17 protein-coding genes are annotated in these 22,598 nt (G+C 52.4%); 7 read left to right on the plus strand and 10 right to left on the minus strand.

Going from position 1 to position 22,598, the window contains the following annotated elements:
* Nucleotides 1–48: 48 nt before the first annotated feature.
* Both AR688_RS18115 and AR688_RS18120 read left to right on the plus strand, forming a co-directional pair.
* Entirely contained in the window at nt 49–8,772 is an 8,724-nt protein-coding gene (locus AR688_RS18115; RefSeq protein ID WP_082694839.1) for a GH36-type glycosyl hydrolase domain-containing protein, read from the plus strand.
* 122 nt (nt 8,773–8,894) lie between these two features.
* The gene (locus AR688_RS18120; protein ID WP_068237758.1) at nt 8,895–9,653 is read left to right on the plus strand and encodes a Crp/Fnr family transcriptional regulator; all 759 of its coding nucleotides are present in this window, start codon (nt 8,895–8,897) and stop codon (nt 9,651–9,653) included.
* Between the two features lie 56 nt (nt 9,654–9,709).
* Here AR688_RS18120 and AR688_RS18125 read toward each other — a convergent pair whose 3' ends face one another.
* The 5 genes from AR688_RS18125 to AR688_RS18145 all read right to left on the minus strand — a co-directional run bounded on the left by AR688_RS18125 (nt 9,710) and on the right by AR688_RS18145 (nt 13,124).
* The gene (locus AR688_RS18125) at nt 9,710–10,636 is read right to left on the minus strand and encodes an OmpA family protein (RefSeq protein ID WP_068237415.1); all 927 of its coding nucleotides are present in this window, start codon (nt 10,634–10,636) and stop codon (nt 9,710–9,712) included.
* On the minus strand, nt 10,633–11,064 hold the full coding sequence (locus tag AR688_RS18130) for a DUF4398 domain-containing protein (protein WP_082694840.1): 432 nt from the start codon (nt 11,062–11,064) through the stop codon (nt 10,633–10,635). Before AR688_RS18130 ends, AR688_RS18125 begins: the two co-directional genes overlap by 4 nt.
* 117 nt (nt 11,065–11,181) lie before the next feature.
* Complete coding sequence (locus AR688_RS18135) at nt 11,182–11,904, minus strand: GGDEF domain-containing protein (protein ID WP_068237417.1); 723 nt, start codon at nt 11,902–11,904, stop codon at nt 11,182–11,184.
* A gap of 85 nt (nt 11,905–11,989) precedes the next feature.
* Nucleotides 11,990–12,826, minus strand: a complete 837-nt coding sequence (locus tag AR688_RS18140; protein WP_068237419.1) for a BON domain-containing protein — start codon at nt 12,824–12,826, stop codon at nt 11,990–11,992.
* An 85-nt stretch (nt 12,827–12,911) separates the two neighbouring features.
* Nucleotides 12,912–13,124, minus strand: a complete 213-nt coding sequence (locus tag AR688_RS18145; protein ID WP_068237420.1) for a hypothetical protein — start codon at nt 13,122–13,124, stop codon at nt 12,912–12,914.
* A gap of 196 nt (nt 13,125–13,320) precedes the next feature.
* Here AR688_RS18145 and AR688_RS18150 point away from each other — a divergent pair, with 196 nt between their 5' ends.
* The 5 genes from AR688_RS18150 to AR688_RS18170 are packed head-to-tail and all read left to right on the plus strand — an operon-like array spanning nt 13,321 to nt 17,412.
* Nucleotides 13,321–13,893 carry a diguanylate cyclase gene (locus tag AR688_RS18150; RefSeq protein WP_082694841.1) on the plus strand — a complete coding sequence of 191 codons (573 nt, stop codon included), beginning with the start codon at nt 13,321–13,323 and terminating at the stop codon, nt 13,891–13,893.
* Nucleotides 13,890–14,996, plus strand: a complete 1,107-nt coding sequence (locus AR688_RS18155; RefSeq protein WP_068237422.1) for a beta-ketoacyl-ACP synthase III — start codon at nt 13,890–13,892, stop codon at nt 14,994–14,996. The genes AR688_RS18150 and AR688_RS18155 overlap by 4 nt, the downstream gene beginning before the upstream one ends.
* On the plus strand, nt 14,997–15,683 hold the full coding sequence (locus tag AR688_RS18160) for an iron-containing redox enzyme family protein (protein WP_068237425.1): 687 nt from the start codon (nt 14,997–14,999) through the stop codon (nt 15,681–15,683).
* Nucleotides 15,673–16,533: a DUF6999 family protein gene (locus AR688_RS18165; protein WP_068237426.1), complete on the plus strand. Its 861-nt coding sequence runs from the start codon at nt 15,673–15,675 to the stop codon at nt 16,531–16,533. The genes AR688_RS18160 and AR688_RS18165 overlap by 11 nt, the downstream gene beginning before the upstream one ends.
* Before the next feature lie 3 nt (nt 16,534–16,536).
* A complete protein-coding gene (locus tag AR688_RS18170) occupies nt 16,537–17,412 on the plus strand; it encodes a hypothetical protein (protein WP_068237429.1) in 876 nt (291 codons plus the stop codon).
* Here AR688_RS18170 and AR688_RS18175 read toward each other — a convergent pair.
* The 5 genes from AR688_RS18175 to AR688_RS18195 form a co-directional block, all read right to left on the minus strand.
* Nucleotides 17,402–18,163: an ABC transporter permease gene (locus AR688_RS18175; protein ID WP_068237432.1), complete on the minus strand. Its 762-nt coding sequence runs from the start codon at nt 18,161–18,163 to the stop codon at nt 17,402–17,404. The two genes, AR688_RS18170 and AR688_RS18175, sit on opposite strands and share 11 nt — an antisense overlap.
* Nucleotides 18,160–19,086, minus strand: a complete 927-nt coding sequence (locus tag AR688_RS18180) for an ABC transporter ATP-binding protein (protein WP_068237434.1) — start codon at nt 19,084–19,086, stop codon at nt 18,160–18,162. The genes AR688_RS18175 and AR688_RS18180 overlap by 4 nt, the downstream gene beginning before the upstream one ends.
* A gap of 1,171 nt (nt 19,087–20,257) precedes the next feature.
* Entirely contained in the window at nt 20,258–21,562 is a 1,305-nt protein-coding gene (envZ, locus tag AR688_RS18185; RefSeq protein ID WP_068237437.1) for a two-component system sensor histidine kinase EnvZ, read from the minus strand.
* Entirely contained in the window at nt 21,563–22,288 is a 726-nt protein-coding gene (gene ompR, locus AR688_RS18190) for an osmolarity response regulator transcription factor OmpR (protein WP_068237440.1), read from the minus strand.
* 93 nt (nt 22,289–22,381) lie between these two features.
* Nucleotides 22,382–22,588 carry a hypothetical protein gene (locus AR688_RS18195; RefSeq protein ID WP_068237443.1) on the minus strand — a complete coding sequence of 69 codons (207 nt, stop codon included), beginning with the start codon at nt 22,586–22,588 and terminating at the stop codon, nt 22,382–22,384.
* Between the last annotated feature and the right edge of the window lie 10 nt (nt 22,589–22,598).

Below are 22,598 nucleotides of genomic sequence, written 5' to 3' on the forward strand. Positions count from 1 at the left end.
CCCTATAAGCTAAGCCGTTATCGCTTATGCTATTAGCTGCAGGTTGCTATGTCTGTTTTCCGTACTTTTTTCCGTGACACCTCTGCTTTACTGTTACAGCCGTTTTTCACGCTGCACCAGCGCAGTGGTAATTGGTTTACCCCCGAACTATGGCAACAAACCAGCCCGGTTCGTGCCGAACTGTTTAGTGTTGAACGGCTGGAGCTGCATGCTCACAGCCTGGCGAAAACCCAACCAGTTGTCAGCGAATTTACGCTGTTACAACAGGTTCGCCAGTATTGCCGGCCCGCACTACAACAAAGGCTGACAGCCAACGCCCACACCCTGCTGGCCGCTTACCGCGTTAGCGCGGCTGAATTGCAGGCCGGCCACAACATAGTACCCGCGGCAGAATGGCTGCTGGACAACTACCATATTGTTGAGCAGCAAATCCGTGAGATTCGCGACGACCTGCCTCCTGGCTATTATCGCCAGTTGCCCAAGCTGGCCACGGGCCCGTTTAGCGGCTATCCGCGCGTACTAGGTATTGCCTGGGCTTATGTTGCCCATACCGACAGCCATTTTGATCCGGCAATTTTACAGCGCTTTTTAATGGCTTATCAGCAAGTACAGCCACTAAGCATTGGTGAGCTATGGGCCGTTGCTATTACGCTACGCATAGTGCTGATTGAAAACCTGCGCCGTTTAACTGATCAAATCAGCCTGGGCCTGCGCCAGCGCGCAGCAGCGGATCAACTGGCCGATGCCCTGTTAAAGGGTGCAGACTGGCAGCACGCCATAAACAACCACAGCACAACAGACACCGCATTAAACGACAACTTTGCCGCCCAACTGGCCAAACGCCTGCGCGATCAGGACCCGGGCGTAACACCGGCTCTGCAATGGCTTAGCCAGCAACTGACGATACACGGCGACAGCATTGACACTGTGGTGCAAAGAGCACAGCAGCGGCTAGGCGCCTCTAACGTCAGCGTGCGTAATGTGATTACCAGCATGCGGCGTATCTCGGCCATCGACTGGACAGAACTGTTTGAAAGCGTCAGCCTGGTAGATCAGCAGCTTGCTGCGGGCAGCCGCTTTAACGAAATGGATTTTGCCAGCCGCAACCTTTACCGCACAGCCATTGAGCAACTGGCCCGCCGCGCTGAAAGCCCGGAGCTGACGATTGCCGCAGCAGTATTACAAACCGCCCGCCTGGCTGCCGCGAAGTGCAGCAACCCGATACAGGCAGAGCGCGAGGCCGACTGTGGTTACTATTTAGTGGGTAACGGCAGGCAGGCATTTGAGCAACAGCTGGGCATTAAGCGTAGCGGCGGGCGCTGGCTGCGCCATTGTATTGGCCGCCGGGGTATTAAAGGTTATATCAGCTTGTTTGTCTTGCTTAGCACTGGCTTATTACTGCTGGCTGGCTGGTTGCTGGGAATTAGCGGTATTGGCTGGCTTTGGCTGGTGCTGCTGGCCGCTATTCCGCTCAGCGAAGTGGCCAGTGCTTTGCTGCAAAATATGGCCAGCCGCTATAACGGCGCGCAACTATTACCGGCGCTGGAATTAGCCGGAGGTATTCCCGCTGAACTGCGCACCCTGATCGCGGTGCCGGTGTTACTAAACAGTAGTACCGAACTGCACCAGCACCTGCAGCGGCTGGAAGAACACTATCTGGCAGCCGGTAATGGCGATATCAGCTTTGCGCTGTTATCGGATTTTGTTGACGCCCCTGTGCAGCACCAGCCAACCGATCAGGCACTACTGGAACAAGCGATAGCGGGTGTTGCAACATTAAATAACCACTATGGCGCAGGCCTGGCAGGGCCGCGCTTTTTATTGCTGCATCGCCAACGCAGTTATAACCCAGCCGAGCAAAGCTGGATGGGCCGCGAACGTAAACGCGGCAAGCTAAGCGATTTAAACCAGGCACTGCGTGGGGCTGCCAACAGCAATGACAGTGAGCAAAACCCTTTTTCTGGCAGCAGTGCACAGTACCCGCTGTTGTCTAACCTGGTACCGGCGCAGGTGCGATATGTGATTACACTGGATGCTGATACCCGGCTGCCGCGCAACGCAGCCGTTAAGCTGGTGGGTAAAATGGCGCACCCGTTAAACCAGCCGCAATTTTGCCCGCGCCAGCAACGTATTATTGCCGGCTATGGCATTTTGCAGCCACGGGTAACACCGGCACTGGCACTCGCTGAGCATGGTTCGCGCTATTTGCGCTTAAGTTCTGGCCCGGCCGGTATCGACCCCTACGCCAGCGCAGTGTCTGATTTGTATCAGGATTTATTTGCCGAAGGCTCTTTTACCGGTAAAGGCATCTACAATGTCGAGGCTTTTCATGCGGCGTTAAACGGCAGAGTGCCAGACAACACCATGCTAAGCCATGATCTGTTTGAAGGCATCTTTGCCCGCGCGGGTCTGGTATCAGACATTGAAGTAGTAGAGGATTTTCCTACCCGATACGACGTTGCCGTTAAACGGCAGCACCGCTGGACCCGCGGCGACTGGCAGTTGTTGCCCTGGCTATGCCGCGCGTTTAATAAGCCGCGCAGTGCCAAAGCGGGCATGCCGTTACTGGGCCGCTGGAAAATGCTGGATAACCTGCGCCGCTCAACGCTGGCACCGGCTGGCTTTATCGCTTTAGTGCTGGCCCTGCTGCTGCCCTGGCCGCTGGCGCTTAATACCACCCTGTTGCTACTGGCGGTATTGCTGTTACCCACCTTACTGATGCGCCGTTTTACCTTATTGCCGCAGCACAGTATTTTACAAAACGGCGGCGCTATTGCGCTGCGCAGCCTGTATGGCAACCTGCTGGCCGATATAGGCCAGACCCTGAGCCAAAGCCTGTTGCAGATTATTTTGCTGGCTGATCAGGCCTGGCGCATGGGCCACGCCATCAGCGTTACGTTGTGGCGTGTGCTGGTAAGCCGCAAACAGCTGTTGCAGTGGGTCACCACGGCACAAAACAGTGCCCACCAGCCGCTAAGCCTGGCTGGCTATTACCGCCAGATGGCACCCGGGCTGCTGTTGGCCTGGCTAACCGCTGCGCTGGTGCTGTGGCTGGCACCGCATAATCTGGTATTACTGGCACCACTGCTGCTGTTATGGCAACTGGCACCGGCGCTGATGTATTGGCTAAGCCTGCCCACCGGCCAGCAGCAAACCCGGCCACTGACAGCACCTGAGGCCAATAGCCTGCGCTTGGTTGCCCGGCGCACCTGGCGCTTTTTCGAGCGTTTTGTCAGCGCTGATGACAACTGGCTGCCACCGGATAATTTCCAGCAATTACCAGAGCCGGTTATTGCCCACCGTACGTCGCCCACCAATATTGGCGTGTATTTGCTGTCGGTTGTTACCGCACGGGATTTCGGTTGGCTGGGCAGCCATGCCAGTGCCGATAAACTGGAGCAAACCTTTGCTACTTTACAGCGGCTTAGCCTGTATCAGGGCCACTTTTTTAACTGGTACGATACCCAGACTTTGCAACCGTTAGCACCGGCGTATATCTCATCAGTTGACAGCGGCAATCTGGCCGGGCACCTGCTGGCGCTGGCCAACAGCCTGGAAGACTGGCAACAACAGCTGCTGGCTCCGCTGGCATTGCAGGGGCTGAGTGACACCCTGGCACTGGCGCAACTTAGCCTGCAGCAGTGCGACAACAGCCTGCAGCATAATCAGCAGTTGCATATCCGCCTGGAAAAAATGGCACAGTTACTCTGTGCTACTTTTCGCCCGGCGCCGCTGCATAAAGAGCTTATCCGGCTGGCCGCTGAAGCGCACACGGCATACCAAAGTGCTGTCGCAGAGCATATCGCTGGCGTAACAGAGCAGAGTCATCTCGACAACCTGCAGTTTTATCTGCAAGCGCTGCTGCAAACACTGCAGCATCATCAGCAAGATAATCTGGCTGACAGCGCACAGCAGCATCAGTTACGCCAGCGCTTTGCCACACTGGCCGCACAAAGCCGGGCCATGGCATTACAAATGAACTTTGCCTTTTTGCTTAATACCGAGCGTAATTTGCTGTCGATTGGCTACACCGTTGCCGACAATAAACTCGATAACAGCTGTTACGATTTACTGGCCTCTGAAGCCCGCCTTGCCAGCCTGTTTGCCATTGCCAAAGGCGATATCGATGCCAAGCACTGGTTCAGGCTGGGCCGCGGCGCTACCCCGCTGGGGGCTGGCGCGGCGTTGTTGTCCTGGTCGGGTTCAATGTTTGAATATCTGATGCCGTCACTGGTTATGCGCGCCGCAGTGGGCAGCCTGCTGGAACAAAGCAACCGGCTTATTGTCGCGCGGCAAATCAGTTATGCCCGGCAACACAATGTGCCCTGGGGTATTTCAGAATCGGCCTACAATGCCCGCGATCTGCACCTTACCTACCAGTATTCTAACTTTGGGGTGCCGGGGCTGGGCTTAAAACGCGGCCTGGCGCAAAACCTGGTAATAGCGCCCTACGCTACCGCGCTGGCCAGTATGGTAGATGCCCCTGCTGCCTGCAGTAACTTTGCCCGGCTGCAACAACTGGGCGCGCTGGGTAATTACGGTTTTTTTGAAGCGATAGACTATACCCCGGCCCGGTTGCCAGACCCAGCTCAACCCGTGCTGGTGCAAAGTTTTATGGCGCACCACCAGGGCATGACACTGATAGCAGTGCTTAACACCCTGCAACAGGGCCTGATGCGCAGCCGTTTTCATCGCGAACCAATGATCAGCGCCTGTGAACTGTTGCTGCAGGAGCGGGTACCGCGCGATGTGCTTAATGCTCACCCCAAAGCAGAAGCGGTAACCATTGCCGCTGGCAGCAGCAGTGAATCACTGACCGAATTAAGCCTGGACCCAACCGCAAGCGGAGCACCGCACACGCACATTCTCAGCAATGGCAACTACAGTGTTATGCTTAGCGCCGCAGGCAGCGGTTACAGCCGCTGGCGCGGTATTGCCATCACCCGCTGGCGCGCCGACACTAGCCTGGATAACTGCGGTAGCTATATTTTGCTGCGTGAGCGCAATAACCCACAGTTCTGGGCAACCAGCCTGCAACCACTGGCAAGTGACAGCCAGCACACCACAGCGGCCAGCTTTAGCGTAACCTTTAGTGAAGACGGTGCAGAATTCAACGTACAGTCTGGCGAAAAACAGCAGGACATCAGCGCCAGAGTCACGGTAGTGGTGTCGTCGGAGCATAACGGTGAAGTACGCTGCGTTACCTTATGCAACCATGGCCGGCACGAGCAGGAAATTGAGCTAACCTCGTACGCTGAGCTGGTACTCAGCAGTGCAGCCAGTGACAATGCTCACCCGGCGTTTTCCAAGTTGTTTGTGCAAACTGAATTTATCAGCGAACACGGTGCCATTATCGCTACCCGCCGGCCGCGTACACCGCACGAACAACCACTGTGGCTGGGCCACTTCGCAGTAGTTGAAGGTAACAGCAGCGCCCCCCTGCAATATGAAACAGACCGGGCGCAGTTTTTTGGTGCCGGCACCAGTTTGCAGCAAGCACGCGCAATGCAGCACAACCAGCCATTAAGCAATAGCAGCGGCACCGTGCTGGACCCCATTCTGTGTTTACGCCCAACGGTAACGCTGGGCGCAGGTAAACAGCTGAAAGTGGCATTCTGGACGCTGCTGGCCAACTCGCGTGAAGAACTGCTGCAACTGATCACCCAGCATAACGAATACAGCGCCTTTGAACGCGCCGCCACCCTGGCGTGGACGCTGGCACAGGTGCAGTTACGCCACCTTACCGTCACCGTGGCCGAAGCGGCGCTGTTTCAGCGCCTTACCGGCCCTTTGCTATACAACGACAGCCGCTTTCGCGCGCCGCCTGCCGCTATCAGCCGAGGTGCCGGGCTGCAGTCTGGTGTATGGCAGCACGGTATCTCCGGCGATTTACCGGTGTTGTTGCTGCATATTGACGATATTGAAGATGTTGACAGCGTGCGCCAGTTACTGCGGGCACATGAATACTGGCATCTGAAGCAACTGCCAGTGGATTTGGTAATTATTAACGAGCGCGCCAGCTCTTACGTACAGGATTTACAGCAGGCGATAGAGGCGCTGGTACGCAGCAGCCAAAGCCGCCCGGCGGCAGTACCGTCAGCCAATGGCCCGCAACTGGCGAATGGTAAAGTGTATACGCTGCGTGCCGATCTGATGAGCGTCGCCAGCCGCAGCTTGCTGGCCTCAATTGCCAGGGTAGTATTGTATGCCAGGCGCGGCAACTTGCAGCGCCAGTTGCAACGTCTGGCACCAGAGCCATTGCCGGTAGCAAGGGCTGCAGCAAAACAGCTATCCCGGCCAACCATCGCCGATGCTTCAGCAACGGCTGACTATCTCAGCAGTGAGCTGGAGTTTTTTAACGGCCTGGGCGGTTTTGCCAGCGATGGCCGCGAGTATGTCATTTTGCTGCACAACTACCAGCGCACGCCGATGCCCTGGCTGAATGTTATCGCCAATGCGCAGTTTGGCTTTCAGGTGTCGGCCAGCGGCAGCGGTTACAGCTGGGCAGAAAGTAGCCGGGAAAACCAGCTAACCCCCTGGTCGAATGATCCGGTTACCGACCCCTGTGCAGAAGCTATTTATGTGCAGGATGAAGACAGTGGCCAGTTATTTACCGCCACCAGCGCACCCATAAACGACGGCGGCCACTACAGCGCCTGCCACGGCTTTGGCTACAGCCGCTTTGTACACCAGGCAGCAGGTATTCACTTAAGCCTGTTGCAGTATGTCCCGCTGGACGAACCGGTTAAAATTTCCCGCCTGACACTACGTAACACCTCAGATAAACGGCGCCAGCTAAGGGTAACGGCTTATGCCGAATGGGTACTGGGCCGTGACCGTGCAGCCTGCGCGCCTTACTTAATCAGTGAATTCGAACACGAGCACTCAGTGTTGCTGGCACAAAACCCGTGGCAAACCGCTTTTGTCAGCAAAGTGGCTTTTGCCGCGCTGGGCACAAGCACACCGCTGTCGGGCTGGACGGCCGATCGCACCGAATTTATTGGCCGTAATCGCAGTACGCAAAGCCCGCAGGCACTGGTGCAACAGCAATTACTCGGCGCCAGCGCAGGTGCTGCGCTGGACCCCTGCGCAGCCTTGCAACACAGCCTGAGCCTGGCACCGGGTGAGCAAATTGAGCTGGTGTTTTTGCTTGGCCAAACTGCTGACAAAGCCAGCGCACTGGCATTGGTGCAACGCTACCGCCAGGCCGATTTAGCGGCAGAGCTGCATAAGGTGCACCAGCACTGGCAACAGCTGTTACAGGCAGTACAGGTGAAAACGCCGGATCGCTCGATGGACATTATGCTCAACGGCTGGCTGCTGTATCAAACCATTGCCTGTCGTATTTATGCCCGTGCAGCGTTTTATCAGGCCAGCGGCGCTTATGGTTTTCGCGATCAGTTACAAGACACCATGGCACTGAGCTTTGCCGCGCCAGAGCTGACCCGTGCACACTTGTTGCGCGCTGCACAGCGCCAGTTTGTTGAAGGTGACGTGCAGCACTGGTGGCTGCCGCACAGCGGCCAGGGCGTGCGCGGCCGTATTTCTGACGACAGAGTATGGCTGGCCTTTGCCTGCGCCCGCTATATCGATACCTCAGGCGATAACGCAGTATTGGATGATAACGTCAGCTTTTTGCAGGGGCCGCAACTGGAACCGGGCCAGCATGATACGTTTTTCCAACCTATGCCGACCGACGCTGTAGCGCCTTTGTATGAGCACTGCGCCCGTGGCTTGGATCAAGCCATTAGCTTAAGCAGTGCACGCGGTTTACCGCTGATGGGCAGCGGCGACTGGAACGATGGTATGGATCAGGTTGGCAGCGAAGGTAAAGGTGAAAGTATCTGGCTGGGCTGGTTACTGCTTAGCACACTGCGCCGGTTTATTCCGCTGGCACAGGCGCGGCAAGACCCGCGCGCCGAAGTATGGCAACAGCACAGCAACACCCTGCTTAGCGCGATGGAGCACTACGGCTGGGACGGCAACTGGTATAAACGTGCCACCTATGATGATGGCAGCTGGCTTGGCAGCCAGCACAGTGACGAGTGCCAGATAGACTCGCTAAGCCAGTCGTGGGCCGTGCTGTCGGGCCTAGCAAATCCGCAGCGCGCCGCCAGCGCCATGGCGGCGGTAGATAAGCACTTAGTACAGCACAGACAGCAATTGCTGTTGCTGTTTACTCCACCGTTTGACCAAAGCACACACAACCCCGGTTATATAAAAGGCTATCCGCCGGGGCTTAGAGAAAACGGCGGCCAGTACAGCCATGCTGCCATGTGGGTGGTAATGGCTTTTGCCAGACTGGGCCAGGCAGACAAGGCCCATCAGCTGTTTAGCATGTTAAACCCGTTAAACCATGCCTTAACCCCGGCCGGCGTTAGCCGTTATAAGCTGGAACCTTATGTGGTAGCAGCTGATATTTATTCGGTAGCGCCGCATAGTGGCCGCGGCGGCTGGAGCTGGTATACCGGCGCCGCAGGCTGGATGTACCGCGCCGGTGTAGAAAGCCTGCTGGGCCTTAGCCGCCATGGCAGCCATATTCGTATCGCCCCATGCCTGCCAGCAAGCTGGCCGGGCTTTAGTGCCACCATAACCATTGGCGACAGCCGTTATGCACTATGCATTAACCAAACTCATGGCCAGCAGCCAGACCTGACACTGGATGGTGTAATAATCACTGCAGAGTCAGCAATCTTTGTCAGTCAGCACTGCATAACACTGCCGTTAGATAACCAGGCGCATCAGCTTAGCTGGAACAGGGTAAATCATTAAGTGTTGTTACTGAGTGGCTTAGCGCACAGAGCCACAACCCAAAACCATTATACTCAGACGCCAAGGCTGCACAGCACCTGTCTTGCGCCATTACGGCAATGCCCGTGCTAGAGGCCAGCGCTATGTCTGTTTCAACTGTTCCGCTTATTACTAATCATTTAGTTAATTTGCTGTCAGAAAAAGAACGTGTATTGCTGTTGCAACATTGTGATGTGGTAGAGCTGGAGTTTGGCACGCTATTGTGCGAGCCGCAGCAGCGCTACCGCTATTTGTATTTCCCGCTAAGTGGCTTTATTTCGCTGGTAACCAAGCTGGCCGGGCATAAACCGCTGGAAATGGGCTTAATTGGCAACGAAGGTATGCTGGGCGTTACGCTGGCACTTGGCATAACTACCGCGCCGATGCAGGCTGTGGTGCAAGGCAAAGGCACGGCCTGGCGTATCGATATTGCCGCGCTGCAGCAACTGCTGCAGGACTGCCCACAACTGCAGCATATATTGCAGCAATATCTGTTTGTGTTAATGGCGCAGTTGTCACAAAGCGCGGCCTGCGCGCATTTTCATGAGCTGGATTACCGCCTGGCGCGCTGGCTGTTAATGAGCCATGACCGGGCGCATAGTAATAGCTTTCATCTGACACATCAGTTTCTGGCAGATATGTTAGGCGTGCGGCGCAGTGGCGTTACCATAGCAGCAGGCATTTTGCAGCGAAAACAATATATTAGTTATAGCCGTGGCATGATGAGTATATTAGACCGCACCGCGTTAAAACATGCGGCCTGTGAATGTTATCAGATAGGAATAGACAATTATCGTCGCTTGCTGGGCGAACCAACACCCGACACCGCAAAACGTTTATTAGCAGAACAAGGTACGCCCTAGTATACAAAAAACACCCGCCGCAGCGGGTGTGTTTATCAGGTTAACGCCTGGTAATATTATTCTGCAATATTGGCGATAATCACTTCTACCCGGCGGTTTTGCTGCTTGCCACCGGCTGAATCATTGCTGGCCAATGGTGTAGTTTCGCCTTTGCCAGATGCATCCAGGCGGCTGGCAGCAATGCCCTGCGCGACCAAAAATGCTTTAACGGTATCGGCGCGCCGCTGTGACAACAGCATATTGGCAGCGTCAGAGCCTACGTCGTCGGTATGGCCTTCAATTTGCGCTGTACGTGTTGGATAAGCATTTAAAAACTCCGCCAGTTTATCCAGATGATTGCTGGTGCCGCTTTTCAGGTTAGCCCTGCCGGTGTCAAACAACACGTCGCCCAGTGTTACCACTAAACCTCTGTCGGTTGGCCTGGCATTAAGCTCAGCTATTTGGGCCCGCAGATCTGCTGTAGTGGCAGCAGCGGTTGCTGCGGCGGCATCGGCTTGCTGGCGTGCCATGGCGGCGCTGGCCTGAGCATTGCTGGCTTGCGAACGGGCCATTTCAGCATCACTGCGTGCATCACTGGCGTCAGCGCGGGCGCTGGCGGCTTCCTGAGTGCGGGCAGTCAGCCGTACTTCGTCACGTTTCTGGCTTAAACTGTCGCGTTGTAACTCCAGCAAACGGGTTTGCGCCTGGGTGCTGGCCATATTTACTTTACGTTCGGCCATAATCACCCGGTGGGCGGCTAAAGCGGTATTTTTTTCCGGTTGCTCAGCGGCAATAACAGCTTGCTCTGCTTCTTTTATAGCCAGTGGCGCTAACACCGCCAATTGTTGGTTGCCTTGCAGTTGAATAAGCTGCTGGCGCACATTAGCTGCACCATCCGGGCTTTTCGGTGCGCTGGCACAACCGGCAACAAACACGGCCGCCAGGCTCAGGCTAAGCAAGGTTTTGCTAACAGACATTTTTTCTGAAGAAAGCGCGCTATTCATAGTTTTACTCCTGACATATTACGCTGTGCTTCCTGCTGCACGGCGTCAATACTTTGCTGCATATCTTTATTTACTGCCTGCGCTTTAACCAGCTCTGCGCGTGCTAATGCCAGCTCGGCATTTAGCTGCGCTTGCAATGCCAGGCGTCTGGCTTGCGGCATATTTTCTTCAGTTATGGCTAGGCGTGCAGCTGCCAGCTCTTTACGCGCAGTATCAAGCTCGACAGTGGTGTAACGCACAACCTGCGCCTGCTCAGCCGTGCCAATGGCGCGTTCTGCTGCCTGCATTTCAGCCGTGGGTGGCAGTGGTGCTGAAGCACAGCCGCTTAATACTACAACGGCGCTGGCCAGTAACAGCCAGCGTTTGCCAGATCGTGCTCTGGATAAAGGCTCTGCGCTAACCAGAGTGTCGGCAATATGTGTTTTCATCTATAGCTCCTGATAAACCGGGGCTGCAGCGAAAGTGAGCCCTGTTTTACTATGCCGTTAAAACCAACCGCTGTCTGTGCGCTAGCGCGCATAGCGATAACAACTTTACACCAGGTTTTAACAAGCCCGGCTGCCACCTTGTTGCTTGGCACGGTACATAGCAGCATCTGCATAGCTAATAAGGGCCTTAGCACTGTTGCAGTGATCAGGATATATCGCAATGCCAATACTGGCCGACAGCAAAACACTGCGCCCTTCTATCTGATAAGGCTGCGCCAACACCTGCACCAGTTTATTGGCAAACAGAGTTGCAGCCTCATTGTCTGAAATATCGTTAAGCAGCAACAGAAACTCATCGCCGCCGTGCCGGCTTAGCGCATCGCTGTCTCGCACCGCAGCAGTTAAACGTTCGCAAACCTGCAGTATTACTGCATCACCGGCAGCATGGCCATATTGATCATTTACCGGTTTAAACCGGTCCAAATCAATAAATAACAGTGCAAACCGGCGTTGTTGCCGTTTTGACATGCTGATGGCCTGGCTAATGCGGTCCAGCATAATATTGCGGTTAAGTGTTTTGGTCAGCGCATCGCACTGGCTGTCGAGGGTAAGTTGCTGCAGTTTGGTTTGGGTACTGGCATTTTGGCTAACCGCCTGCATCAAGGTTAGTAGCAGCAACTGATTATGTTGTTGTAAATGCTGCTGTTGTCGCAGCCAGATATTTTGCTGCAATATTACTTCGCAGCGCATCCGCACCATTTCGGCACTTAGTGCTTCAACGTTAAGCTGCAGCATAGTGTTACGCAGCACTTGCGGGTTTGCATACTGAGGCTCATTCATATCAATGCCAACCTTTTCCAGTTAATAAAGTTCAAAAGATGGGTTGGGCCGGCAAACATAACCTAAGCCGCCCCATACAAACCGTTTAGAAAATAAGCTGGCGTGATGTAACACTTTTCACACCGCGGATATTCTGCGCCAGTTCAATTGCCAGAGCTTGCTCTGCACCACTGCCTACCTCGCCAGACAGCGTAACAACACCCTTGTCGGTCTTAACCGAAATATCAGATCCGGCAACATTGCTGGAGTACATAAAAGTTGATTTAACCTTGGTGGTAATCCAGCTATCGGCAATCACACTGCCTTTTTCCGCGTCGGCTTTTTTATAGCTTTTGCCATCAGTGGTTTTGTCGCTAACCTGCAGTTTATTGTCTACCGAGCGCACGCCGTCAGTATTTTTTGCCAGCTTTTCTGCCTGCTGTTTTGCCTGTTGCGTGGCTACTGTGCCGCTTAGCTCGACTTTACCTGCGTTAGTTACCACCTTGGTGTCCATACCTTCGGTATGCTTGCTCCACAGCAACTTTGACTTTACTGCAGTGGTAATAGTGGCATCGTCTACTACATCGCCGTACCCGCGGGTGCTACTGCGATCAGGCGCTTTGTAGTCGGCATCTACGGTAATTTGGTTATCAACATCGTCAATACCACTGACACCCGCAGCAATAGCACCGGCCAGATCTTTGTGTACATCTTCTTCCACGCTACCGCTAAGCGTGGCTTTGCCATCCAGCACGGTAACGGTTAAATCATTGGCCCGTAAATAGCGGTTTAGCGTGTAAGTAGTCCATATCTGCGCCTCTTGACGGGCATCAGCTACAGGCCCGCTTTTAGCTGCCACTTTGTCATCGGCCATAACGGGCGCGTTACCTAACGCCAGCGCTATAGCGGCGGCAAGTAATAATTTGGGGGTGTATGTTTTCATTTTAACTTCCTGTAAAGGCGTTACAACATTGCGCCGGAGCTTAATACACAGGCTCCGGAGCTCATTTTGGCAATGCCGGACATTGTTACCCAGAACGCTTTTTATCGGATTTATCCGTTTTATTACCTTTGTCAGTTTGGTTATGTTTATCTGTTTTATTGGATTTGTCCGTTTTGTCGGTTTTATCCGCTGTAGTGGATTTATCTGTTTTGTCAGATTTGTTGGCGGTATAGGCCCGGTCTGTTTTATCCAGTTTGTCTGACGTTTCGCCACGGTATTGCTCATTGTACTTACTCATATAAACCTCGTTTTCAGCTCAGACAGTGCAGAAATGCACTATCCGGTACCATACAATGAGCTTGTTATTTATGCCGTTCGGTGCGGCAGCGCGCATAAGGCATTTTAAATGCTACAACCGTGCAACCAGAAAATAATCTACAAACCATTAACCTTGCGTTATAGTACGCCGCAGTATTGGCACCAACAGGAGTTCGGTGTTGCAAACCAGCCAGTTGCTTATTCAGTTAATGTTGTATGTGTTTCTGCCATTGTGGGGTATTGCCGGTTTTATTGACTGGTGCTGCCACCGCGCCACCCGGATTGAACATACCTCGGGTTTAAAAGAGTCGCTTATTCACTCGTTAATGGGCATCCAGATGGCGGTGCCGATTTTGCTTTGCCTGCTGTTTAAGGTAAATGTGCTGATTATGCTGATTTGCATTGCCGCCTGGCTGGCACACGAAGCCGTAGCCCACTACGACGTGCATTACGCGGCGCCCAAGCGCCATATCAGCTTGTGGGAAATGCATGCGCATAATTATCTGGCCACATTACCGCTGTATATGTTGCTGTTAATTGCCGTGATTAACTATCCGGTAGTGGTGAAACTGCTGACATTCGATTGGCAGGGTGAATTTTATTTCCAGCGCATGCCTTACGCCCATGGCGGCGACACTTACCTGCCGTATTATCTGGGCTTTATGGCCATAGTCTGTGTGCTGCCCTATATGGAAGAAAACCTGCGCTGCTTAAAGGCGGCACTACAGCAGCGCAAGGTGAACGCATGAGTGTGTATATCAACAGCACAGGCCACTTTTTACCCGGCCCGGCCATCAGCAATGACGAAATGGAGCCGCTGCTGGGCTACGTGCATGGCAAACCCAGCCGGTTAAAGCGGCGTATTTTGCAATCTAACGGCATTCAAACCCGGCACTACGCTATCGATGCCAACCACAACACCACTATATCTAACGCCTCAATGGCAGCGCGGGCGGCAGAGCATTGCTTAACCGGCAGCTTTATTGGCAAACGGCAGATTAAGATGCTCAGCGCTGCTACCAGCCAGGGCGATGTGGTACTGCCGGGCTTTGGTTCTATGCTGCAGGCTGAATTGGGCTTAAGCGATATAGAACTGCACAGCAGCCACGGTATTTGCTCCGGCAGTATGATGGCGCTAAAAGCGGCGTTTACTAACCTGAAAGCCGGCGAGCAGCCCAATGCGTTAGTGGTGGCCAGTGAGCTGACCTCACGCTTATTTAAAGCCAGCCGTTATGAAGCCGCCGGCACAGAACTGGATTTTAACGCCGAGTTTCTGCGCTGGATGTTATCCGACGGCGCCGGTGCCCTGCTGCTGGAAACCCAAGCGCGTGGCCGCTGTTTTCGTATTGACTGGATCCGCAGCTTTTCGCATGCCGATGCCTATCCGGTGTGTATGAGCGTGGGTTACCCAACGGACAGCAACCACAGCCAAAGCTGGCAGGATTACGCCACTTATGCCCAGGCCGAAGCGGCCGGTGCGCTGCTTATTCGCCAGGATGTGCGCCTGCTGGAAAATATCGTTAAATTGGGCGTCGATGGTTACCTGCGTTTAATCAGTGAGGGCCGCGTGCAACCGGACAAGGTCGACCACGTATTGTGCCATTACTCATCGCATTATTTTCGCGGCAAAATATTCGACATGCTGCAGCGCGCCGGGGTCGGCATTGCTGAGCATAAGTGGTACAGCAATCTGTACAGCCGCGGCAATACCGGCTGTGCCTCTATTTTTATTATGCTGGACGAATTTCGCCGCACGCAAAGCTATAAAACCGGCGATACCATAGTGTGCATGGTGCCGGAGAGTGGCCGCTTTAATAATGCCTATATGCAACTGACCGTAGTGGAGGCCTGAATGACAGAGCACGTATTAAGCCCGCAGGGCCAACAATGTTTACAGGCGCTAATGCGGGTATGGTTTGAATTTGAACGCCAGCTCGGCCGCGTGCCACTGTTGCAACGGCTGGAGCGTGGCCAGTTTAGTAAAGCCGATTATTGCCAACTGCTGCTGAACTGGCGCCAGCAGGTGATTGAAGGCTCACGCTGGATCAGCCGCTGTGCCTCCAGCTTTGACCGCGATTACAGCGATGTACGCTCCACCATTATCGGCCATGCCCGCGAAGAGCACCGCGACTATGAAATGCTCGAGCGCGATTACGTTGCTGCCGGCGGCAGTTTAAGCGACATCCAAAACGCAGCGCGTAATATCGGCACTGAAGCGCTGCATGGTTTTTTAATGTACCGCGCCAGCCAGCCAAACCCGGTCGATTTAATTGGCGCCATGTGGATTATTGAAGGCCTGGGCCAGAAAATGGCTAACGACTGGGCAGCACAAATCGACAAGGCTAGCGGCGGTGATGGCAGCTACACCCGCTTTATGCGCTACCACGGCGCCAATGATGACGACCACATGCAAAAGCTGTATCAGCTGATCGACCGCTTATGCCAAAGCCCGGCGCAATTAAGCAGTATCGTGCGCACCGCCCGTGTTACCGCCAGGCTGTATTGCCTGCAACTGGAAGAGGTTGAGCATGACTACTGATCGTCATAACAGCAACCGCAGCGGCCCAAGCGCCTATTTAAAGGCCATTGCTAACGATAACTCGCTGCCCATCGAACAGGCCGCGCTGGATTTATGGTTAAAAGACTTACAAAACCCGCTGCGCTGGGGCATGCGGCCACTGCTGCAGTTTATTTTTGCTATTTTGCTGCATATCACCTGGTTTTTTAAGCGCTTACCCTTACCGCAGTTTAGTGCGCATAACAGCTTACAAAAGCTGATTTGCTGGTTTTGCACGCATTTTGTCAGCAAAGAAGCCAACTTACTGATTTTACGCCACTATGCTACTGAATCTAATGTGCTGAATTTTCTGGCTGCCAATAGCCGCAATAGCGGTGTTAACCCGGTGCAACTGTATCCAAAATGCGTTGCCGATATGCAACACGCCAGCTTTGTTGAGCATGACCAGCAGCTGTTTCGCTTATTTGCGGAGCTTGGCAGCTGGCACCACCCGAAGCAGCCGTTAACAGCTGGCGAGCTTAACTGGCAGCACTGGCAAAGTATTGATATGGCACAGTTTGAATTTACTGAGAAACGTACGCAATGGCTTGATTTTGAAAGCGCCCATGCGCTGTTTATGTGTTTATTCTGTCTGCTGTTAACCCGCGAAGAATACCGCGATGCGATAAACGGCTTTAACCTCGACCAATCCATTGCTATCCGCATCGGCGACTTGGTTGGCGATAAGTCTTTGAGCGAAATGGCCTATAACAAGTACCCGCATTATTTAGTCGGGCCATGGAATTTAGGCCAGCGCTTTTTAATGCATGGCTTTTTTACCGAGCAGCTGTATGCCTATCTGGAGCAACAGCGCAAACAACAACAGGCCTGAGCGATGAAAACCGTAGCGCTGATTACCATTCATGGCATGGGCGAAACCCAGCCGGATTATGCTGACAAACTGTTTGCCCGGTTACAGCAAAGTGTTTCCACTGCGCCGCTTTATTATGGCACAGTGTATTATCAGGACTTACTGCAATACAACGAGCAGCGGGTGTGGCAGGCTACAGGTACACGCCTGCGCTGGGGCAAACTGCGCCGCTTTATGTTATTCGGTTTTGCCGACGCCGCGGCACTGGAGCATCGTAAAGAGCATCCACACAGTTTGTATCATTACAGCCAGCTGAAAATAGCCCGCGCGCTGTATCTGGCAAAACAGCAGTTAACTGCCGATGGCAAGCTGGTATTACTGGCACATTCATTAGGCTGCCATGTGTTGTCCTGCTACTTGTGGGATGCACAGCAAGCCAAAGCCGGGCTAAAACCGGCAGCCGGGATCTGGCGGAACATTAAGCGCTATCAGGCGGCTATCAGCGGCGATAGTCTGCTAACTGAGGAGGATATCGCGTTTTTACGCGGTGATAGTCTGGTGAGCCTTATCACCACCGGCTGCAATATTCCGATCTTTGTTGCCGCACACGCCATGGAGCAAATAATTCCATTCCCTAAACCCAGCAGCGTTTTTATCTGGCATAACTACTATGACAAAGACGATGTACTGGGCTGGCCACTGGCCGAGTTATCAGACGGCTATGCCGCAATGGTAACCGATATTGAAGTTAACGCCAGCGGCGGAGGTTTTTTCAGCTGGTTAACTGCTAGCTGGAACCCGTTGTCGCATAATCTGTACTGGCATGATCAAGCCATTGTTAAAGCGCTGAGTGAACAACTGGCAGCCGCACTGCCAGCTATTAACGGGCTTACACCTTAACTTTATAGCCGGTGTGGAAAATCCAGCAAATTACCGCAATACAGCTGGCCATAAACAACAGGATCATCGCCAGGCTCAGGCCAACATTGACATCGGCCACACCGTAAAAACTCCAGCGAAAACCACTGATCAGATATACCACCGGGTTAAACAGCGTAATTTGTTGCCACAGCGGCGGCAGCATACTGATGGAATAAAAGCTGCCACCCAAAAAGGTTAGCGGCGTGATCACCATCAGCGGCACAATTTGCAGTTGTTCAAAGCTGTTAGCCAGCACGCCGATAATAAAACCAAACAGGCTAAAGCTAATGGCGGTAAGCACTAAAAAGGTTAACATCCATAGCGGGTGCATTATGCTGAAATCGACAAAAAACTGCGCTGTCAGCAAAATAATCAGCCCCAGTACAATAGCTTTACTGGCCGCAGCACCGACATAACCGAGGATAATTTCCACCGCTGACACCGGTGCCGATAAAATCTCGTATATGGTGCCGGAAAATTTTGGCATATAAATACCAAAAGAAGCGTTCGACGTACTCTCTGTCAGCACCGTCAGCATAATTAAGCCCGGCACAATAAAGGCGCCATAACTGATGCCGTCAATGGCCACCATACGTGAGCCAATAGCAGAGCCAAACACAATAAAATACAACGAGGTAGATAACACCGGTGAGGCAATACTTTGCATCAGCGTGCGCCGGGTGCGGGCCAGCTCAAACAGGTAAATGGCTTTAATGGCGAAGAAGTTCATGCGGCATCTCCCATCAGGCTGATAAAGATATCTTCCAGCGAGCTTTCTCTGGTATGCAGATCACTAAACTCTATGCCCTGAGTATTCAACTGGCGTAACAAGCTGGTGATAGTGGCCTGCTCCTGCTGCGCATCAAAGGTGTAAATAAGTTGGTTGTTGTCAGCAGATAACTGCAACTGATAGGCCGACAGCGCAGCCGGTATTTGCGGTAATGGCGTTGTCAGTTGCAACAGTAATTGCTTCTTACCCAGCTTTTGCATCAGGCTGGTTTTGTCATCTACCAGGATCAATTTACCGGCACGGATCACGCCAATGCGGTCGGCCATATCTTCGGCTTCTTCAATATAATGGGTAGTAAGAATAATAGTCACGCCACTGTCGCGCAGCCGGCGGATCATCTGCCACATATCACGGCGCAGCTCTACATCCACCCCGGCGGTAGGTTCATCCAGAAACAAAATTTGTGGCTGATGTGCCAGCGCTTTGGCTATTAAAACCCGGCGTTTCATGCCGCCGGACAACGTCATAATTTTGCTGTCTTTTTTATCCCACAGTGACAAGTCGCGCAGCAGTTGCTGCAAATAGGCCGGGTCAGCCGGTTTACCAAATAAACCCCGGCTAAAGCTAACGGTATCCCATACTGTTTCAAAAATACTGACCGACAACTCCTGCGGCACCAGACCGATGCGCTGGCGGGCCTTGCGGTACTGCTGCACTATGTCCAGGCCGTCTACCAGCACAGTGCCCTCGCCCGGGTTAACAATGCCGCAAATAATGCTGATTAAAGTAGTTTTGCCAGCCCCGTTCGGCCCCAGCAAAGCGAAAATTTCACCACGGCGAATATCCAATTGAATGTTTTGCAGCGCCTGAAAACCGGATGGATAGGTTTTGCTTAAGTTGTTTACCTGAATAATAGATTGCACTTTACCCCCTATAACCTTGAGATTGCCGCTAACAGTTTAGCTTAACCCCTGCCAGAAGCTGGCAGCAGTAGAACAGCATCAGAAGCTATGACCTCAAGCTAACTTAAGGTCAAGTGTTTATTTTGGGAAATAGGAAAAGAGATTGGGGCAAATTAGCTAATTTGCGCGGATACCTCAGTCTCTGCCCTCAGTTAATTCCTTCAAATACATGGGTAGAAAACTACCTATACAGATTTTTTACACTCTCTGGCTTAGGAGTAAACTAAGGTTTATGTTGCTATACCAACCAGGTTAACAAAATAGAGAAACTGTGGCATGCCGTGCACGATACCATAACACGCAACCACTACTTCAAAACGACGGGTGATTTACCGGAGCAGATTGAGCACTTTATGGATAACGCCGCTCTATTTCCGGGGGCTGCTATGGCTTACAGCGGTTATAGCAGAGCTATGATCAGCATTTAGCGTATGAAACATTTTGCTAAGAAATTAACTCTTGCTTCAAGCTAAAAAAATGTAAATTCAGTATTGATATTGCCCTTTGATATGTTGAGGGCAACTAATTACGTTATAATTTTCAGCCAAACTTGTTTTATTTTTGATTACAAAGTGTTGACTTTATTTTTTTGGCTAAATATTATGAGTTGTTTAGAAAAAACTAAACACTAGTAATAAATTGAATCATGAGGGTTGGAAATGAAGAAAAATAAAAAGACTGTAGTATTTGCTTTTGTCATAGCAACGTTTACATCAGCTGCCGCCTTTGCTATTGATAATTGCAGTGGACTGGAACTTTGTAACTGGTGGCCATCATACCCGATGTGTCAAAATCAATGTCATGTGCAGTAGTTTAAGCATTCAATAATTGAGTGTTAATGCAGGGCTGTAAAGGCCCTTTATTGTTATTGTTGTATTTTCAGATAGCTCAATAAATGGGTCTAATAATGGTGCTGTGTTATGTAGCTATTATGTACCTGATTACCAGTAAACGTTTTATAGCAGGATAAAAAACAGCAGTCGCGCAAAATGCGGCCTTACCCTGCCTGAAAAACAGTAATACTGCCAACCAAAAGTAAAAGGCTAAAAAAATCCGGTTTTTTTGTCCATCCCAAGTGTGTGAACGGCATGAACGCTGCACAGTTTTGCATCAACTTTTATAAATAAAAATACTAGCGTAGCGGCAAATACACCGTTACCACTAAGCCGCCGTAAGCGTGGTTATGCAGCGTTATATCGCCATGGTGCATATCGACTATTTTCTTAATAATAGCCAGCCCCAACCCCGAGCCACCACTGCCGCGGGCTACATCGCCCTGGGTAAAGGGTTCAAACATGGCTTTCATCTGGCTTTCCGGTATGCCAGGGCCATGATCACGAATTTGCAGGTAAATACGTTTACGGTTGCGCTCATAACCAGTGGTTATTTCAATATCGCCATCGCTGTAACGCAGGGCGTTTTCCAGTAAATTATTCAACAGCCGCTTTATGGCAATCCGCCTTAACATCACTTCCGGTAGGTTATCTGCCAGCACGGTGGCAATATGGCGCTGCTGTAAATGCTCGGCCTGCACCAGCTCCCGTACCAGGGTGTTAAGGTTTTCTTTCTGGCCGGGTTCTTCTTTGTGGTGGCGCAGGTAGTCAATAAACTGGTCGATAATGGCGTTCATATCTTCAATATCGTTGATAATGCCCTCACGGATCCAGTTATCCGGCTCTTGCATCATCTCCGACGCTAGCCGGATACGGGTTAGCGGGGTGCGTAAATCGTGCGATACGCCGGCCATCAGTAAGGCCCTGTCCTGCTCCAGCTGGCGAATGCCGCGCGCCATATAATTAAAGGCTTTGGTTACAGCAATAATTTCGGTAGAGCCTTTATGCTCTGGCAAAGGTGGCGGAAACTCGCCGCCGCCTACCTGTAATGCCGCCTGCTGCAGGCTTTTTAGTGGCCGGTTTAACTGGCGGGCAAACAGCCAACCGCCACCAACGCTTAGCACACCAATCATCAGCAAATAAAACGTCAGCGGTGAAAAGTCGGTTTCATCCAACCCGGTAAGCGGTACTTTTACCCAATAATGTGGTGCCTGCGGTGGCCGCACCCAAAAAGCATAAGTTTCGCCCTGCGCTACCCGTACTTCAGCGGCGCCACCCAACTCACGCGACATCAGATCAGAGAAATAACCATAGTAACTGGCCTCTGCCAGGCCCTGCTGTAATGCTTGCTGCTCGGTATACACTTCAATGCCGGTTGCTTCGCGAAAGCGCTCCGTCAGCTCATTAGACAAAACCGATTGCTGATGCCCAACATCAATAAAAACCACTTTAATTTGCTTGGCAATCAGGTGATTAATTTGTTGCGTGGTGGGTTTTATCACATAAAACGCCACCGAAAGATAAGACACTAACTGATTGATCAGCAGCAACAGGCCTATCAGGAAAACAGTCTGGCCAAAGGCACTGCGCGGGAAGCAACGCATCTAACTGACGCTGCCATCCGGTACAAACACATACCCCAGGCCCCATACCGTTTGAATATAGCGCGGGTTAGCGGCGTCATCTTCCAGCATCCGGCGCAGGCGCGATACCTGCACATCGATGCTGCGTTCCATAGCGGAATAATCGCGCCCCCGAGCCTGGTTCATTAGCTTGTCACGTGATAAAGGCTCCCGCGGGTGGCTTACCAGCACTTTAAGTACTGCATATTCGCCACTGGTTAGCGGTAATAGCTGCTCGCCCTTGCGCATTTCACGCGTGGCCAGATTAAATTTAAACGGGCCAAATTCCACCATGCCCTCAGCCTGGCTAGGGGCACCCGGCAGCTCTTTACTTTTGCGCCGCATTACTGCTCGGATACGCGCCAACAGCTCGCGCGGGTTAAATGGCTTGGGTAAGTAGTCATCAGCGCCCATCTCCAGGCCAATGATGCGGTCTACTTCATCGCCTTTTGCCGTTAGCATAATGATCGGAATTTCATTTTCCTGCTGGCGCAGGCGGCGGCAGATAGACAAGCCATCTTCACCCGGTAGCATGAGATCCAGCACCACCAAATGAAAGTTTTCGCGTTCCATCAGGCGTTGCATCTGCTCGTAATTTGCCACGCTGCGCACTATATATCCCTGCTCAACCAGATAACGTTCAAGCAAGGCACGCAAACGCATGTCATCATCAACTACCAGAATTTTTGGGGTTTCTGAACTGGCCATAGTGAAGCCTCCACAATATTTGCTTCACTATAAACGAAAAAACCGCCATGGCGAAAAACCTTGGCGGTTCTTTATGTTACAAAGTTTGTCAGCTTATTTTTGCTCACTCACCGGTACCCGCTTCATCGGCGGGTTAACCCATACTACATGGCCTGCATGAGCATTGGTGCGGGTTAAATTGTCTGCTTGTTCTGCTAAATCCGGATCTATCACATAAGTATATTTGGCTGGCGCTGTTGAGCAACCTGCCAGGGCTATAACCATTAATGATACTGCCACGCTTAATAATTTTGTTTTCATGCGCTGTTAC

The organism is Rheinheimera sp. EpRS3 (assembly GCF_001513785.1).
GTDB lineage: Bacteria > Pseudomonadota > Gammaproteobacteria > Enterobacterales > Alteromonadaceae > Alishewanella.

Bases quoted from the DNA above. Each gene is read 5' to 3' on its own strand.
- ompR (WP_068237440.1), bottom strand. From the start codon at position 22,288: ATGGCCAGTTCAGAAACCCCAAAAATTCTGGTAGTTGATGATGACATG.
- envZ (WP_068237437.1), bottom strand. From the start codon at position 21,562: ATGCGTTGCTTCCCGCGCAGTGCCTTTGGCCAGACTGTTTTCCTGATA.
- AR688_RS18175 (WP_068237432.1), bottom strand. From the start codon at position 18,163: ATGAACTTCTTCGCCATTAAAGCCATTTACCTGTTTGAGCTGGCCCGC.
- AR688_RS18130 (WP_082694840.1), bottom strand. From the start codon at position 11,064: ATGAAAACACATATTGCCGACACTCTGGTTAGCGCAGAGCCTTTATCC.
- AR688_RS18195 (WP_068237443.1), bottom strand. From the start codon at position 22,588: ATGAAAACAAAATTATTAAGCGTGGCAGTATCATTAATGGTTATAGCC.
- AR688_RS18115 (WP_082694839.1), top strand. From the start codon at position 49: ATGTCTGTTTTCCGTACTTTTTTCCGTGACACCTCTGCTTTACTGTTA.
- AR688_RS18145 (WP_068237420.1), bottom strand. From the start codon at position 13,124: ATGAGTAAGTACAATGAGCAATACCGTGGCGAAACGTCAGACAAACTG.
- AR688_RS18160 (WP_068237425.1), top strand. From the start codon at position 14,997: ATGACAGAGCACGTATTAAGCCCGCAGGGCCAACAATGTTTACAGGCG.
- AR688_RS18135 (WP_068237417.1), bottom strand. From the start codon at position 11,904: ATGAATGAGCCTCAGTATGCAAACCCGCAAGTGCTGCGTAACACTATG.
- AR688_RS18165 (WP_068237426.1), top strand. From the start codon at position 15,673: ATGACTACTGATCGTCATAACAGCAACCGCAGCGGCCCAAGCGCCTAT.
- AR688_RS18120 (WP_068237758.1), top strand. From the start codon at position 8,895: ATGTCTGTTTCAACTGTTCCGCTTATTACTAATCATTTAGTTAATTTG.
- AR688_RS18155 (WP_068237422.1), top strand. From the start codon at position 13,890: ATGAGTGTGTATATCAACAGCACAGGCCACTTTTTACCCGGCCCGGCC.
- AR688_RS18170 (WP_068237429.1), top strand. From the start codon at position 16,537: ATGAAAACCGTAGCGCTGATTACCATTCATGGCATGGGCGAAACCCAG.
- AR688_RS18140 (WP_068237419.1), bottom strand. From the start codon at position 12,826: ATGAAAACATACACCCCCAAATTATTACTTGCCGCCGCTATAGCGCTG.
- AR688_RS18125 (WP_068237415.1), bottom strand. From the start codon at position 10,636: ATGAATAGCGCGCTTTCTTCAGAAAAAATGTCTGTTAGCAAAACCTTG.